This window comes from Paraburkholderia sp. CNPSo 3076, assembly GCF_026343935.1.
In the GTDB taxonomy this organism is placed as follows: domain Bacteria; phylum Pseudomonadota; class Gammaproteobacteria; order Burkholderiales; family Burkholderiaceae; genus Paraburkholderia; species Paraburkholderia nodosa.
The window spans coordinates 123906-138017 of record NZ_JAPMAL010000016.1; the positions used below are offsets into that span (position 1 = coordinate 123906).

The window sequence follows — 14112 nt, forward strand, 5'->3', positions numbered from 1 at the left end:
CGTTGATGTCGCTTGCTCGCTGACTCAGATCAGCGGTCCACGCAAACCGTCGAGCAGCTTGCGCACCGGCGCGGGCACACCATACGCGTCGATATTGCCGAGCGACACCCATGCGGTCTGTCCATCGTTGGCTTCGAGCGGCGCGGCATCGTGCTTGAGTTCGATCACGCGCGGCTCGATGTCGAGCTTGAAGTGCGTGAACGTATGCGTGAGCGGCATCAGCGCGGAGCTTGACGCCGCGCCCTCCGGCGTCACGCCGAAGTCTCGCGCGCGCTCGGCGAGCGCGGGTTCGTCCGCCGCTTCGGGCAAGCTCCACAAGCCGCCCCAGATACCCGATGGCGGGCGCTTCTCCAGCATGACTGCGTCGCCGTCGAGCAGCACGAGCATCCATGTGCGCCGCGTGGGCACGGCCTTCTTCGGGCGCGCGGCGGGCAGTTCGCGCTGACGTCCCGTCGTCTTCGCCACGCAGTCGTCAGCGAAAGGGCAGCGCGCGCAGTCGGGCTTGCCGCGCCCGCACAGCGTCGCGCCAAAATCCATCAAGCCCTGCGTGTACGCGCTCACGTCGGCGTCGCTCGCCTCGGGACCCGGCACGAGCGTTTCGGCGAGCGTCCACATCGCGTTCTCCACGCGCTTTTCGCCAGGAAAGCCTTCCACGCCGAACACGCGCGCGAGCACGCGCTTCACGTTGCCGTCCAGGATCGTCTCGCGCGCGCCGAACGCGAACGACGCGATCGCCGCCGCCGTCGAACGGCCGATGCCGGGCAGCTCCGCGAGCGCCTCGACCGTCGACGGAAACTTGCCGCCGTGGGTATCGGCCACGACCTGCGCGCAGCGGTGCAGATTGCGTGCGCGCGAGTAATAGCCGAGGCCGGCCCAGAGCGCCATCACGTCGTCGTCGGGCGCGGCGGCGAGCGCTTCGGCCGTGGGAAAGCGCTCGAGAAAACGCGTGTAGTACGGAATCACGGTCGAGACCTGGGTCTGCTGCAGCATGATTTCCGAGAGCCAGATGCGGTACGGGTCGCGTGTGTTCTGCCACGGCAGGTCATGACGGCCATGCTCGCGCTGCCAGGCGATCAGGCGCGGCGCGAAACCGGTAAGGAGTTCAGCGGGATAGGCGCCAGCCGGTAGCGGCGCGGAAATGGAGGACGTTCGGTACATGAAAAAGCTGGTCGCTCAGCGCTGGCAGCGCGGACAGAAATAGGTGGAACGCTGGCCCTGCACGATCTGTTTGATCGGCGTGCCGCACACGCGGCAGGGTTGGCCCGCGCGGTCATAAACGAAGTATTCGAGCTGGAAATAGCCGCTTTCGCCGTTGCTGCCGACGAAGTCGCGCAGCGTGCTGCCGCCCTTCTCGATGGCCGAGGCGAGCACGGCGCGCACGGCGTCCGCGAGCAACTCGTAACGCGCGAGCGAAACGCGGCCCGCCGCGGTCGTCGGCCGGATGCCGGCGCGGAACAAGCTTTCCGACGCGTAGATATTGCCAACGCCCACCACGATATCGCCCGCGAGCAGCGCCTGCTTGACGGCGACCTTGCGGCCGCGGGTCTCGCGAAAGAGCAGCGCGCCGTCGAAGGCCGGCGCGAACGGCTCGATGCCGAGCCCCGCCAGCAGCGGATGGCCGAGCACGTCGCCGGCCTCGCGCGGGTGCCAGAGCACGGCGCCGAAACGGCGCGGGTCGCGAAAGCGCAGCGTGAAGTCGTCGAAGAACCAGTCGACGTGATCGTGCTTCTCCGCGGCGGGCGGCTTCGGCAGATTGCGCAGCACGCGCAGCGTGCCGGTCATGCCGAGATGCACGATGAACCAGCCCTCGTCGACCTCGAACAGCAGATATTTGCCGCGCCGACCGACCGAACGTATCGTGCGGCCGCGCAGCGTACGGGCGAGCGTGGCCGGCACGGGCCAGCGCAATGCGGGGTTGCGCACCTCCACACGCTCGACGCGGCGGCCCGCGACCCACGGTTCGATCCCCCTTCGGGTAACCTCAACTTCTGGCAACTCTGGCATGTCTGGCGGCCTGATTCGGATGCTGGTCCGGGTTGGTCTGCAACTTGCGTAAACGTGTGTGCGCGTTGTGCGCGTATTGTAGCCAGCGCGTTACAATCGACCGAAACATTCGACGGAATTCCATGGAACTGTCTTTCGTTAAGCTGTTCGCGAAGCGTCCCGCGACGCCCCGCGTGCCTGCCGCCTTCGCGCGTCGCCTCGTTGGCGCCGCGGTTCTCGCCGCCTGGGCGCTGACCACGTCGAGCGCGTATGCGCAGGATCCGTCCCCCGACACGGACGACACTTCCGTCACCATGCCGGACGCTTTCGGCCCCGCCTCGCCCGACGAGAAGAAGGATCTGCCGGGCGTTCCGCTGTCGAGCCAGATCGTCTTCCAGGTGCTCGCTGCGGAAATCGCGCTTCAGCGCGACCAGCCTGCACCGGCCTTTCAAACGTATCTCGCGCTCGCGCGCGACACGCACGACCCGCGCATGGCGCAACGTGGGACCGAAATCGCGCTCGCGGCGCAAAGCCCGTCCGATGCCCTGACCGCGGTCCAGCTCTGGCAGCAGTACGCGCCCGATTCCGAGCGCGCGGCGCAACTCGACGCTTCGCTGCTCGTGCTTGCCGGCAAGCCCGACGACGCCCAGCCGCTGCTCGCGCGCGAACTGGCGAAAGTACCGGCCGACAGCCGCGGCCAGGCCATCCTCTCGCTGCAGCTTCTGCTTTCGCGCGGCCCCAATCGCGTGGGCGGCCTGAATGTGCTCAAAGCGCTGCTCAAGGACGACATGAACCGTCCCGAGGCGCAGCTCGCGATCGGCCGCCAGCAACTGCTCGCCGACGACGCGCCCGGCGCGCGCAAGTCGTTCGAGCAGGCGCTCGCGCTTAAGCCCGACTACCTTCCCCCCGCGCTGATGCTCGCGCAGATGGGCCCGGAGGAGCGCGCCGAAGGCATTGCGTCGATCGAAAAGTACGTCCAGCAGAACCCGAAGTCGCGTGAAGGCCGTCTTGCACTTGCACAGACCTATCTCGCTGCCGACCGCCTCGATGACGCGCAGAAGCAGTTCGAGATCCTGCACAAGGACAACGCGACCGACCTGATGCCGCTCATGGCGCTCGCGCTCATCAGCGTGCAGCAGAAGAAGTTCGACGCTGCGCAGAAGTATTTGTCGCAATACGCGCAACTTGCTGAGAAGAATCCGGCCGCCGACCCCGGTCAGGCCTATATCTACCTCGCGCAACTGTCGGTCGAGCAGAAGGACGACGCCGGCGCGCAGAAGTGGCTCGACAAGATCCAGCCCAGCAGCCAGCAGTACGTGCCGGCCCAGATCACGCGCGCGCAGATCCTGGACAAGGAAGGCAAGACCGACGACGCGCGCCGTCAGCTCGCGAGCATTCAGGCCGACGATCCGCGTGACCAGGCGCTGATCGCGCGCACCGATGCCGCGATCCTGTTCGACGCGAAGCGCTACCCGGAGGCGGAGGCACGGCTCGCGAAGGCGACCGCCGACTTCCCGGACGACCCGGACCTCACCTATGACTACGCGATGGCCGCGGAAAAAACCGGCCACTACGACGTCATGGAAGCGCAGCTGCGCAAGCTGATCAAGACGCAGCCCGACAATCCGCAGGCCTACAACGCTCTCGGATACTCGCTCGCGGACCGCAACCAGCGCCTGCAGGAAGCCGACAAACTGGTGGAAAAAGCCTCGGCGCTCGCACCGGACGACGCGTTCATCATGGACAGCGTGGGCTGGGTGAAATTCCGCCTGGGCGACAACGCCGACGCGATCAAGCTCTTGCGCAAAGCCTACAGTCTTCAGCCGAACGCGGAAATTGGCGCGCACCTCGGCGAAGTGCTCTGGAAAAACGGCGACCAGGACGGCGCCCGCGCTGCCTGGCGCGAGGCCCGCAAGCTCGAACCCGACAACGACACGCTCCTGAAGACGCTCAAGCGCCTCCAGGTCAACGATCTCTGATGGCAGATTTTTTCACTTCGATCTCCCCCAAGGCCCTCCCCGTTGCGCGCGCCGCCCGCCTTGTACGGCGCGCGTCGCTCGGCGCAGCGGCGGCTGCGCTCCTCGTGCTCACGGGCTGCGCGACGCAACAGCCGCCGCGCCAGCCGTCCACCTCGAACGCCACGACCTCGCTCTCTACGCAGACGAACCGCGCCTATCATGGCCGCTTCGCCGTGCAGTACGTCGACCAGAACGGCCAGCAGCGCAACGCGTACGGCAACTTCGAATGGCACGAGACCGATTCGACGGTGACGCTGCAACTGCTCAATCCGCTCGGCCAAACGCTGGCGCTCGTCACGTCCGCGCCGTCGCAAGCCACGCTGGAACTGCCTAACCGCCAGCCGCTCACGGCCGACAACGTGAGTACGCTCATGCAGCAGGCGCTCGGCTTCGCACTTCCCGTGGAAGGGCTGCGTTATTGGCTGCAGCCTTCGGTCGCGCCCACATCGCACGCGCGCACCACGCCCGACCCGCAGAATCCGCAGCGGCTTTCGCAGATCGAGCAGGACGGCTGGACCGTCGATTACGTCGCCTACGCGGACGCGCCGGCCACTGGCGTGAAGCGCGTGAATCTCACGCGCGAAGTCCCGCCGCTCCAGATCAAGCTCGTGCTCGACCAGTAAGCGCGCCGGTTACCGTCTCTCATCAGCAATATCTGGCCGGCATGCGCCGGCCAGGATCCAGGCATCACCCCAAGAGCATCATGATCGAAACCCAGGACTCGCTGCGCGACTGCCTCGCGCCCGCGAAACTCAATCTCTTCCTGCACATCACGGGCCGCCGTCCCAATGGCTATCACGATCTGCAGACCGTGTTCCAGTTGCTCGACTGGGGCGACACGCTGCATTTCACGCGCCGCCACGACGGCCACATCACGCGCACCGTGGAAGTGGAAGGCGTACCTGCCGAGCACGACCTCACCGTGCGCGCCGCAACGCTGCTCAAGGAGCACACGGGTACGAGCGAGGGTGTCGAGATCGATATCGAAAAGCGTCTGCCGATGGGCGCGGGACTCGGCGGCGGCAGCTCCGACGCAGCCACGACGCTGCTCGCGCTCAACCGCCTCTGGAAGCTCAACCTGCAGCGCGAGGAATTGCAGGCGCTCGCACTCAAGCTGGGCGCGGACGTGCCCTTCTTCGTGTTCGGAAAAAATGCGTTCGCGGAGGGTGTTGGCGAAGCTCTCGAGGCTGTACAATTGCCCCCGCGTCATTTTTTGGTCGTAACGCCGCGGGTTCATGTTCCTACTGCCGAGATTTTTTCAGAAAAATCGTTGACAAGGGACACAAAGACCCGCACAATAGCAGTCTTTCTTGCACAGCAAGCAACGCAAAACGGATGGCCAGACAGCTTCGGTCATAACGATATGCAAGCGGTTGTCGCAGGAAAATACGCGGAAGTAGCGCAGGTGCTTCGATGGTTTGAGAGTGTGTCGAACAGCATCGCACCAGCGCGGATGACCGGATCGGGTGCCAGCGTTTTTGCAGCATTCGCCAGTCGGTCCGAAGCAGAATCGGCACGAGCCAGACTGCTTGCGGAACAACCGGACTGGAGAAGCGCGGTAGCCTCGAGTCTGAATACGCATCCACTCTTCGCTTTCGCGGCATAGTTTTGCGTGGTTGATCGTCCTACCGGTCAGTCAGGCTCAAAGTTGAGTGTAGGGGAGTCGCCAAGTTGGTTAAGGCACCGGATTTTGATTCCGGCATGCGAGGGTTCGAGTCCTTCCTCCCCTGCCAAAATTTCCAGGCAGTTCGCTCTGTGGGTTACCCAGGGCAGTTCGCCTAAGTAGTTCCTCTCGCCCCCTCAAAGTCCGCAGCAGGTGCATGATGAGCAGCCATGACGGCCTGATGGTTTTTACTGGCAACGCAAATCCCGCGCTTGCCCAGGAAGTCGTCAAGATCCTCGGTATTCCCCTCGGCAAGGCTATGGTTAGCCGCTTTTCCGACGGTGAGATCCAGGTAGAAATCCAGGAAAACGTGCGCGGCAAGGACGTCTTCGTCCTTCAGTCGACTTGCGCGCCGACCAACGACAACCTGATGGAACTGATGATCATGGTCGATGCGCTCAAGCGCGCATCCGCCGGCCGGATCACCGCAGCTATCCCCTACTTCGGCTATGCCCGTCAAGACCGCCGCCCCCGTTCGGCGCGCGTCGCCATCTCGGCGAAGGTCGTGGCGAACATGCTGGAGATCGCCGGCGTCGAGCGGATCATCACGATGGATCTGCACGCCGACCAGATTCAGGGCTTCTTCGATATTCCCGTCGACAACATCTATGCAACGCCCGTGCTGCTCGGCGATCTGCGCAAGCAGAATCACGAGAACCTGCTGGTCGTTTCGCCGGACGTCGGCGGCGTCGTGCGCGCCCGTGCGCTCGCCAAGCAACTGAATTGCGATCTCGCCATCATCGACAAGCGTCGTCCGAAGGCGAACGTCGCCGAAGTGATGAACATCATCGGTGAAGTCGAAGGCCGCACCTGCGTGATCATGGACGACATGGTCGACACCGCCGGCACGCTCTGCAAGGCCGCGCAAGTGCTGAAGGAACGCGGCGCGAAGAAGGTGTTCGCTTACGCCACGCACCCGGTTCTCTCGGGTGGCGCAGGCGAGCGTATCGCCGCTTCGGCTCTGGACGAACTGGTCGTGACCGACACGATTCCGCTGGGCACCGAAGCGCGTTCGTGCGCGAAGATCCGTTCGCTCACGAGCGCAGGACTTCTCGCCGAAACGTTCTCGCGTATCCGCCGCGGCGACTCGGTGATGTCGCTCTTCGCGGAAAGCTGATAAGTATTGACGCGCAAGGCGCGGTGTTCGCAAGAACGCCGCGCTTTTGCACGTAATCGGCGCGAACGGACGAAGGTTCGCGCTGCATCGCTGGGGGCCCAAAGGCAGGCGTTCTGCTGAAAAGGCCCCGCTTTACTGCCTGGTCGCGGGCAGTGCAATGGAGAATCAAATGAAAGTCATCGCTTTCGAGCGCAACCTGCAAGGTACGGGTGCGAGCCGCCGCCTGCGCAATGCTGGCAAGACCCCTGGCATCGTGTACGGTGTCGGTTCGGAGCCGCAACTGGTCGAAGTCGACCACAATGCGCTGTGGCACGCCCTGAAGAAGGAAGCCTTCCACTCGTCGATCCTCGAGCTCGAAGTGGCAGGCAAGTCGCAGCAAGTGCTGCTGCGCGACGTGCAATACCACCCGTTCCGTCAGCTCGTGCTGCACGTGGACTTCCAGCGCGTGGATCCGAACAAGAAGATCCACACGAAGGTGCCCCTGCACTTCATGAACCAGGAAACCAACCCGGCTGTGAAGACGGGTGGCGCGATCATCTCGCACGTTCTGGCTGAAATCGAAGTCCAGTGCCTGCCGGGCCAACTGCCGGAATTCCTCGAAGTCGACCTCGCGAAGATCGAAGCCGGCCAATCGCTGCATGCCAAGGACATCACCCTGCCCGCAGGCGTGACGCTGGTTCAGCACGTTGAAGCGGAAAACCCGGTCATCGTGTCGGCACCCGTGCCGGCTGGCGCCCAAGCGGCTGCTGAAGGCGAAGAAGCGCCGGCTGCGGAGTAAGCGCAGCGGCCTCAATGAGCCGATCCTCTCGATCCGTTTCCCTGAAACGGACGACGTGACCCGCCGCGGTTCGCCCCGGCGGGTTTTTTTTCGCACTTTTTCGTACACTTGCGGGTCAATTCAACGATTTCCGCTGGCGGAACACCACAATGATCAGGTTGATCGTCGGGCTCGGCAATCCGGGCGCCGAATACACGGCGACGCGCCACAACGCGGGCTTCTGGCTCGTGGACCAGCTCGCGCGCGAAGCCGGCACGACGCTGCGCGACGAGCGGCGCTTCCACGGCCACTATGCGAAGGCGCGCCTCTACGGCGAGGAAGTGCATCTGCTCGAACCGCAGACCTATATGAACCGCTCCGGGCAATCGGTCGTCGCGCTCGCGGCCTTCTTCAAGATCCTGCCCGATGAGATCCTCGTCGCGCACGACGAGCTCGATCTGCCGCCCGGCACCGTCAAGCTCAAGCTCGGCGGCGGTACCGGCGGCCACAACGGCCTGAAGGACATTTCCGCGCATCTGTCGACGCAGCAGTACTGGCGTTTGCGCATCGGCATCGGACATCCGCGCGACCTGATTCCCGAAGGCGCGCGCGCCGGCGCCAAGCCCGATGTCGCGAACTTCGTGCTCAAGCCGCCGCGCCGCGAGGAGCAAGAGGTGATCGACGCCTCGATCGAACGCGCGCTCGCCGTGATGCCGACGTTCCTGAAGGGCGAGGCCGAACGCGCGGTGATGCAGTTGCATCGCAATGGTTGAAACAAGGAGAGCGTCTTGAGTCGTTACTGGAGTGACATCGTCAATCGGCTCGTGCCCTACGTGCCGGGCGAACAGCCCGCGCTCGCGAAGCCGGTCAAGCTCAACACCAACGAGAATCCGTATGCGCCCTCCCCGCGCGTGCTCGAGGCGATCCGCCACGAGCTGGGCGAGACGGGCGAGTCGCTGCGCCGCTATCCCGACCCCGTCGCGAAGCGTCTGCGCGCCGCTGTGGCCGCGCATCACGGCATCCGCGCGGAGCAGGTGTTCGTCGGCAACGGCTCGGACGAGGTGCTCGCTCACGCATTCCAGGCGCTGCTCAAGCACGACAAGCCGATCCTCTTTCCCGACATTACCTACAGCTTCTACCCGACCTACGCGCGGCTCTACGAGGTCGAGTACCGCACGGTGCCGCTGACGGAGCAGTTCACGATTCGCGTCGACGATTACCGCCAGCCCAATGGCGGCGTGATCTTCCCGAATCCGAATGCGCCCACGGGTCACGCGCTGCCGCTCGCGGAAATCGAGCGGCTCGTCGCGGCGAACACGGAATGCGTGGTGGTGATCGACGAAGCGTATGTGGATTTCGGCGCCGAATCGGCGATCGCGCTGATCGACCGCTATCCGAACCTGCTGGTCGTGCACACGACTTCGAAATCGCGCTCACTCGCGGGCATGCGCGTGGGCTTCGCGTTCGGTCACCCCGATCTCATCGATGCGCTCAACCGTGTGAAGGACAGCTTCAACTCATACCCGCTCGACCGCCTGGCGCAAGCCGCCGCGACCGCCGCTTACGAAGACGACGAATGGCTCAGGACCACCCGCGCACGCGTGATCGCAAGCCGCGAGCGCCTGACGGCCGCGCTCACGGCGCTCGGCTTCCAACTGGTGCCTTCGGCGGCGAATTTCGTGTTCGCGAAGCATCCTGCGCACGATGCGGCGGCAATTGCAGCCAAACTGCGCGAAAAAGAGATCTTCGTGCGCCACTTCAACGCGCCGCGCGTGAACCAGCATCTGCGCATCTCGATCGGCACCGATGCCGAGTGCGACACGCTCGTCGACGCATTGAAGGCCATCGTCGCGTAAGAAGACGGCAAGATGAAATAAAAAACGCGCCAGTTGGCGCGTTTTTTATTTCCGGAGGATTGCGCGATTCAGGCGTTGTTCTTCGCCGCCGTCAGCGCGTGGTACTTCTGCATCAATTGTTCGGGCGACTCGACATGCTCCGGATTCTTGGGAATGCACTCCACCGGGCACACCTGGATGCACTGCGGCTCATCGAAATGGCCGACGCATTCGGTGCACTTTTTCGGGTCAATCACGTAGATTTCCGGGCCCATCGAGATCGCGTCGTTTGGGCACTCGGGCTCGCACACGTCGCAATTGATGCACTCGTCGGTAATCATCAGGGCCATGCTGTTCTCACTTCCTGCCGGCGCGAGGGCCGGCTCACACGTTGCTTAGCCCCACAGTTTACGCTGCTTTCGCCGCGCGTTCACGCCTTCCTAACCGGGCCGCCCATCGAGGCGACCTTGTCCTGCAAGCGCTTTTCCACGGACGGAAACACGAACTTGCTCACATCGCCGCCTAACTGGGCGATTTCACGCACGATTGTGCCCGAAATGAACTGATACTGGTCCGACGGCGTCATGAACATCGTCTCGACGTCGGGCAGCAGGTAGCGGTTCATGCCCGCCATCTGGAATTCGTACTCGAAGTCCGAGACGGCGCGCAGGCCGCGCACGATGACGCGTGCGTTGTTGGTGCGCACGAAGTCCTTCAGCAGCCCCTTGAAGCTCATGATCTGCACGTTCGGATAGTGGCCGAGCACCTCGTGGGCAATCTCGAGCCGCTCGTCGAGCGAGAAGAAAGGCTTCTTGTTGCGGCTGTCCGCAACGCCGACTACCAGCGTGTCGAAAATGCTCGACGCGCGCCGCACGAGATCTTCGTGGCCGCGCGTGAGCGGGTCGAAGGTACCGGGGTACACGGCGACTACCATGAGGCTTCTCCTCTCAACAGAAATGGGGCGCAATGCGGTGCCGTGGCGACGCATGCACACGTGCGTGCGTGACGGCCAGGCCGCCCGCCGCTTCTTATCGAACGCGCATTATTCCTCATTTTCGCGCTGCAGCAAATGATAGTGAACCGCACCCGCCCGGCGCTCGCGCACCACGCTCCAGCCCGCCAGCGTGGGCCGCACAGCCGGATCGATGCGCTCGCCCGACTCCACATAAAGCCAGCCGGCCGGCGCGACGAGCGGCGCGGCCAGCTCGAGCGCACGCTCGAGCAGCGCGGTGTCGCCGAACGGGGGATCGAGGAACACCACATCGAACGAGCCTGGCGCGAGATTGGCCGCGAGGCGCAGTGCATCGGCTTCCGCGATTTCGATCATGCGCGCGCCAAGGTGCGCCTGGTTCGCGCGCAGTTGCGCGGCGGCGCGCGCGCTGCGCTCCACCATCACGACGCGCGCGGCGCCGCGCGAGGCCGCCTCGAAGCCGAGGCCGCCGCTGCCCGCGAAAAGATCGAGACAACGCAGGCCGTCGAGACGCTGGCCGAGCCAGTTGAAGAGCGTCTCGCGCACGCGGTCGGGAGTCGGGCGCAGACCATCGAGGTCGAGCACCGGCAGCGGCGTGCGCTTCCAGTCGCCGCCGATGATGCGGATCGTGTGCACACCACCGCCGCCACGTGCGCGCGGATCGGATTGATGGGTGCGGCCGCCTTGGCCACGTGAAGGTGAGGAACGGGTCATGCGTTGGGTCGTACGGCTGCGTGCATTTGACCGCCGGCAGTCAATCTGCCGGCGGAACTCGACTGCGAGGTTCGGGCACGACGCTCTCGCATCGCACCCTCCAATGCGCGCACGTTACCACAGGGGCGCGCAGGTGCCGCGCGCGCGCCGCAACGCCCCTAGGCGGCCCCCAACGGCGACGCCGCAGCGACTCCAGCGAACGCGCCTGATAAAATGCCATGTTTTCCGCGCGTTACCTCTTCCCATGCCGTCGCTGACCGCCCCTCGGTCCGATCCGCAGCGCGCCTGACCCACCCCAGACCATGTTCAGTTTCTTCAAACGATTCCGCGGCTCGAAGGACGCCGAGAACGCGCCGGCCGAGAACGCGCAGGACGAAGCCACGCTCGAGGCGCCGGACGAGGCCGTCGACGCGCCCGCCAGCACGCCCCGCGAACCGTCGCCCGCGCCGTCTGCTCCACCGGTCGTGCCCGCTCCGGTCCAGCCGCAGCAAGCCGCCGACGAAAACGATGACGAACCGGAAACCGTCGAAATCGTCCCGCCGCCCGCGCTCGAGGCCGCCGCAAAGCAATCGTGGCTCACGCGCCTGAGGTCGGGGCTCTCGAAAACCGGCTCGAACATCCAGAGCATCTTCGTCAATGCGAAGATCGACGACGATCTCTACGAGGAGCTGGAAACCGCGCTGCTGATGTCGGATGCGGGCGTCGACGCGACCGAATATCTGCTCGAAACGCTGCGCCAGAAGGTGCGCGCCGAGCGCCTCACCGACGCACTGCAGGTGAAGAACGCCCTGCGCGAGCTGCTCATCGGCCTGCTCAAGCCGCTCGAAAAGTCGCTCATGCTCGGCCGCGCGCAGCCGCTCGTGATGATGATCGCGGGCGTGAACGGCGCGGGCAAGACCACCAGCATCGGCAAGCTCGCCAAGCATCTGCAAAGCTTCGACCAGAGCGTGCTGCTCGCCGCCGGCGACACGTTCCGCGCCGCCGCGCGCGAACAGCTCGCCATTTGGGGGCAGCGCAACAACGTGACGGTCGTGCAGCAGGAAAGCGGCGACCCGGCGGCGGTGATCTTCGACGCCGTGAGCGCCGCGCGCGCCCGCCGCATCGACGTGGTAATGGCCGACACCGCGGGCCGCCTGCCCACGCAATTGCATCTGATGGACGAGCTGAAGAAGGTCAAGCGCGTGATCGGCAAGGCGTTCGACGGCGCGCCGCACGAGGTGGTGCTCGTGATCGACGCGAACACGGGCCAGAACGCGCTCGCACAGGTCAAGGCCTTCGACGACGCGCTTGGCCTCACCGGCCTCATCGTCACGAAGCTCGACGGCACCGCCAAGGGCGGCATTCTCGCCGCGATCGCACGGCAGCGCCCGATTCCCGTGTATTTCATCGGCGTGGGCGAAAAGGTCGAAGACCTGCAGCCGTTCGTGGCCGAGGAATTCGCCGACGCGCTGCTTGGCAGCTGACAGCGCGCTTTACCCGGACTTAGATGCACGAAGGGCGTCGTTCTCACGAACGACGCCCTTCTTCATTGGTACGGTCAGACGCTCATTCCGTATCCGGCTGCACACCCGGCGCGGCGCGCGCGAACGCATCGAGCGTGAGCGCGTAGTCGTTGATGCGCTGAATGGTCGGGTAACGCGTCGTGTCGATCTTGAACCGGTTCGCGTTGTAGACCTGCGGCACGATGCAAAGATCGGCGACAGTCGGCGTGTCGCCGAACGCGAGCTTGCCGGTGCGCGGATCGCTGGCGAGCCGCTGTTCGAGCGTCGCGAAGCCCGCCTCGATCCAGTGGCGGTACCACGCGTCCTTCGTCGCATCATCCGCGCCCACGGTGTGCTTGAGGTACTTGAGCACGCGCAGGTTGTCCACCGGATGAATCTCGCACGCCACCTGCAGCGCAAGCGAGCGCACGTGAGCGCGATCGACGGGCGACTTCGGCAGCAGCGGCGGCTCGGGATGCGTCTCTTCGAGATACTCGATGATCGCGAGCGACTGCTGGAGCGTGTGCCCTTCGTCGTCGACGAACGCCGGCACGATCGCGTCGGGATTCACCTGGCGGTAGGCGGGCTTGAGCTGCTCGCCGCCGTCGCGCACGAGGTGAACCGGCACGTACTCGTACGGCAGGTTTTTCAGATTCAACGCAATACGCACTCGATACGATGCCGAACTGCGGAAATAGCTGTAAAGCTTCATGCTCCTCTCTTGCTCCTCTTGAATCGTGATGCGGCCCGCGCCGCTCAGACGACCCGCACGGCGAATTCGCCGATCCCTGCCACACCACCCGTCATCAGATCGCCCTTGACCACGGCGCCCACGCCTTCGGGCGTGCCCGTGTAGATCAGGTCGCCGGCCTTGAGCTCGAACAGCGTCGAAAGGAACGCGATCGTGTCGGCAACCGGCCAGATCATCTGCGAGATGTCGGAGCGCTGCTTGTCTTCACCGTTGACCGCGAGCCAGATTTCGCCCTTCGCGAGCTGGCCGATCTTCGAAACCGGATGGATCGGGCCGATCGGCGCCGAATGGTCGAAGCCCTTGGCCGTATCCCACGGACGACCGAGCTTCTTCGCCTCACCCTGCAAGTCGCGGCGCGTCATATCGAGGCCGAGCGCGTAGCCATACACGTGGTCGAGCGCGCTCGCGACCGGAATGTCCTTGCCGCCCTTGCCGATGGCCGCGACGAGCTCCATCTCGAAGTGCACGTTCTGCGATTGCGCGGGATACGGAAATTCGGCGGTCGAGCCGGGCGCAACGTAGAGCACGGCGTCCGCGGGCTTGGAGAAGAAGAACGGCGGTTCACGGTTCGGGTCGTGGCCCATCTCGCGCGCGTGCGCTTCGTAGTTGCGGCCAACGCAGTAGATCCGCCGCACCGGGAAACGCGTGTCGCTGCCGGCCACCGGCACCGAGGCGAGCGCCGCCGGTTCGAATACGTACGTCATGGAGTTCTCCGTCTTGGTGAGGGGGCGTGCGCGAGGCACGCGGGCCCGTAGATCGCACGGCTTGCGCCGCCAGAACAATCGCGAGTGTAACGCGCGGCGGTGGGCGTGCGCGGCGGCGC

General features: G+C 65.0%; 15 protein-coding genes and 1 tRNA gene. 9 read left to right on the top strand and 7 right to left on the bottom strand.

What is annotated here, in order from left to right:
* Positions 1-24 precede the first annotated feature (24 nt).
* Positions 25-1158: an A/G-specific adenine glycosylase gene (gene mutY, locus M3A49_RS19555; RefSeq protein WP_266230290.1), complete on the bottom strand. Its 1134-nt coding sequence runs from the start codon at positions 1156-1158 to the stop codon at positions 25-27.
* A 15-nt stretch (positions 1159-1173) separates the two neighbouring features.
* Positions 1174-2004, bottom strand: a complete 831-nt coding sequence (mutM, locus tag M3A49_RS19560) for a bifunctional DNA-formamidopyrimidine glycosylase/DNA-(apurinic or apyrimidinic site) lyase (RefSeq protein WP_266230291.1) — start codon at positions 2002-2004, stop codon at positions 1174-1176.
* Between the two features lie 122 nt (positions 2005-2126).
* On the opposite strand from mutM, the gene M3A49_RS19565 reads away from it, so the two are divergent.
* From M3A49_RS19565 to hisC, 8 genes are all read left to right on the top strand, one after another.
* Complete coding sequence (locus M3A49_RS19565; protein WP_266230292.1) at positions 2127-3962, top strand: tetratricopeptide repeat protein; 1836 nt, start codon at positions 2127-2129, stop codon at positions 3960-3962.
* Complete coding sequence (lolB, locus tag M3A49_RS19570; RefSeq protein WP_254352530.1) at positions 3962-4624, top strand: lipoprotein insertase outer membrane protein LolB; 663 nt, start codon at positions 3962-3964, stop codon at positions 4622-4624. The genes M3A49_RS19565 and lolB overlap by 1 nt, the downstream gene beginning before the upstream one ends.
* Positions 4625-4704: 80 nt before the next feature.
* Complete coding sequence (ispE, locus tag M3A49_RS19575; protein ID WP_266230293.1) at positions 4705-5607, top strand: 4-(cytidine 5'-diphospho)-2-C-methyl-D-erythritol kinase; 903 nt, start codon at positions 4705-4707, stop codon at positions 5605-5607.
* A 50-nt stretch (positions 5608-5657) separates the two neighbouring features.
* A tRNA-Gln gene (locus M3A49_RS19580) sits at positions 5658-5734 on the top strand.
* 90 nt (positions 5735-5824) lie between these two features.
* The gene (locus M3A49_RS19585; RefSeq protein WP_028201851.1) at positions 5825-6781 is read left to right on the top strand and encodes a ribose-phosphate pyrophosphokinase; all 957 of its coding nucleotides are present in this window, start codon (positions 5825-5827) and stop codon (positions 6779-6781) included.
* Positions 6782-6950: 169 nt separating this feature from the next.
* On the top strand, positions 6951-7559 hold the full coding sequence (locus M3A49_RS19590) for a 50S ribosomal protein L25/general stress protein Ctc (RefSeq protein WP_254352532.1): 609 nt from the start codon (positions 6951-6953) through the stop codon (positions 7557-7559).
* Between the two features lie 149 nt (positions 7560-7708).
* Positions 7709-8311, top strand: a complete 603-nt coding sequence (gene pth / locus M3A49_RS19595) for an aminoacyl-tRNA hydrolase (protein WP_266230294.1) — start codon at positions 7709-7711, stop codon at positions 8309-8311.
* 15 nt (positions 8312-8326) lie between these two features.
* Positions 8327-9394 carry a histidinol-phosphate transaminase gene (gene hisC / locus M3A49_RS19600; protein WP_266230295.1) on the top strand — a complete coding sequence of 356 codons (1068 nt, stop codon included), beginning with the start codon at positions 8327-8329 and terminating at the stop codon, positions 9392-9394.
* A gap of 68 nt (positions 9395-9462) precedes the next feature.
* Here hisC and M3A49_RS19605 read toward each other — a convergent pair whose 3' ends face one another.
* From M3A49_RS19605 to rsmD, 3 genes are all read right to left on the bottom strand, one after another.
* Positions 9463-9723 (bottom strand): YfhL family 4Fe-4S dicluster ferredoxin, encoded by a 261-nt coding sequence (locus tag M3A49_RS19605; protein ID WP_069264882.1) that lies wholly within the window; start codon positions 9721-9723, stop codon positions 9463-9465.
* 80 nt (positions 9724-9803) lie between these two features.
* Complete coding sequence (gene coaD, locus M3A49_RS19610; protein WP_266230296.1) at positions 9804-10307, bottom strand: pantetheine-phosphate adenylyltransferase; 504 nt, start codon at positions 10305-10307, stop codon at positions 9804-9806.
* A gap of 108 nt (positions 10308-10415) precedes the next feature.
* Positions 10416-11057: a 16S rRNA (guanine(966)-N(2))-methyltransferase RsmD gene (rsmD, locus tag M3A49_RS19615; RefSeq protein ID WP_266230297.1), complete on the bottom strand. Its 642-nt coding sequence runs from the start codon at positions 11055-11057 to the stop codon at positions 10416-10418.
* Positions 11058-11359: 302 nt separating this feature from the next.
* Between rsmD and ftsY the strand changes: the two genes are divergently transcribed.
* The gene (gene ftsY, locus M3A49_RS19620; RefSeq protein WP_266230298.1) at positions 11360-12520 is read left to right on the top strand and encodes a signal recognition particle-docking protein FtsY; all 1161 of its coding nucleotides are present in this window, start codon (positions 11360-11362) and stop codon (positions 12518-12520) included.
* 82 nt (positions 12521-12602) lie between these two features.
* Here ftsY and maiA read toward each other — a convergent pair whose 3' ends face one another.
* Both maiA and M3A49_RS19630 read right to left on the bottom strand, forming a co-directional pair.
* Positions 12603-13250, bottom strand: a complete 648-nt coding sequence (gene maiA / locus M3A49_RS19625; RefSeq protein WP_266230299.1) for a maleylacetoacetate isomerase — start codon at positions 13248-13250, stop codon at positions 12603-12605.
* 44 nt (positions 13251-13294) lie between these two features.
* Positions 13295-13993 carry a fumarylacetoacetate hydrolase family protein gene (locus M3A49_RS19630; RefSeq protein ID WP_028201842.1) on the bottom strand — a complete coding sequence of 233 codons (699 nt, stop codon included), beginning with the start codon at positions 13991-13993 and terminating at the stop codon, positions 13295-13297.
* Positions 13994-14112 lie beyond the last annotated feature (119 nt).

Coding starts and splice junctions, on each gene's coding strand:
- pth (WP_266230294.1), top strand. CDS start 7,709: ATGATCAGGTTGATCGTCGGGCTCGGCAATCCGGGCGCCGAATACACG.
- M3A49_RS19585 (WP_028201851.1), top strand. CDS start 5,825: ATGAGCAGCCATGACGGCCTGATGGTTTTTACTGGCAACGCAAATCCC.
- ftsY (WP_266230298.1), top strand. CDS start 11,360: ATGTTCAGTTTCTTCAAACGATTCCGCGGCTCGAAGGACGCCGAGAAC.
- M3A49_RS19630 (WP_028201842.1), bottom strand. CDS start 13,993: ATGACGTACGTATTCGAACCGGCGGCGCTCGCCTCGGTGCCGGTGGCC.
- maiA (WP_266230299.1), bottom strand. CDS start 13,250: ATGAAGCTTTACAGCTATTTCCGCAGTTCGGCATCGTATCGAGTGCGT.
- lolB (WP_254352530.1), top strand. CDS start 3,962: ATGGCAGATTTTTTCACTTCGATCTCCCCCAAGGCCCTCCCCGTTGCG.
- M3A49_RS19605 (WP_069264882.1), bottom strand. CDS start 9,723: ATGGCCCTGATGATTACCGACGAGTGCATCAATTGCGACGTGTGCGAG.
- mutM (WP_266230291.1), bottom strand. CDS start 2,004: ATGCCAGAGTTGCCAGAAGTTGAGGTTACCCGAAGGGGGATCGAACCG.
- M3A49_RS19590 (WP_254352532.1), top strand. CDS start 6,951: ATGAAAGTCATCGCTTTCGAGCGCAACCTGCAAGGTACGGGTGCGAGC.
- rsmD (WP_266230297.1), bottom strand. CDS start 11,057: ATGACCCGTTCCTCACCTTCACGTGGCCAAGGCGGCCGCACCCATCAA.
- coaD (WP_266230296.1), bottom strand. CDS start 10,307: ATGGTAGTCGCCGTGTACCCCGGTACCTTCGACCCGCTCACGCGCGGC.
- mutY (WP_266230290.1), bottom strand. CDS start 1,158: ATGTACCGAACGTCCTCCATTTCCGCGCCGCTACCGGCTGGCGCCTAT.
- ispE (WP_266230293.1), top strand. CDS start 4,705: ATGATCGAAACCCAGGACTCGCTGCGCGACTGCCTCGCGCCCGCGAAA.
- M3A49_RS19565 (WP_266230292.1), top strand. CDS start 2,127: ATGGAACTGTCTTTCGTTAAGCTGTTCGCGAAGCGTCCCGCGACGCCC.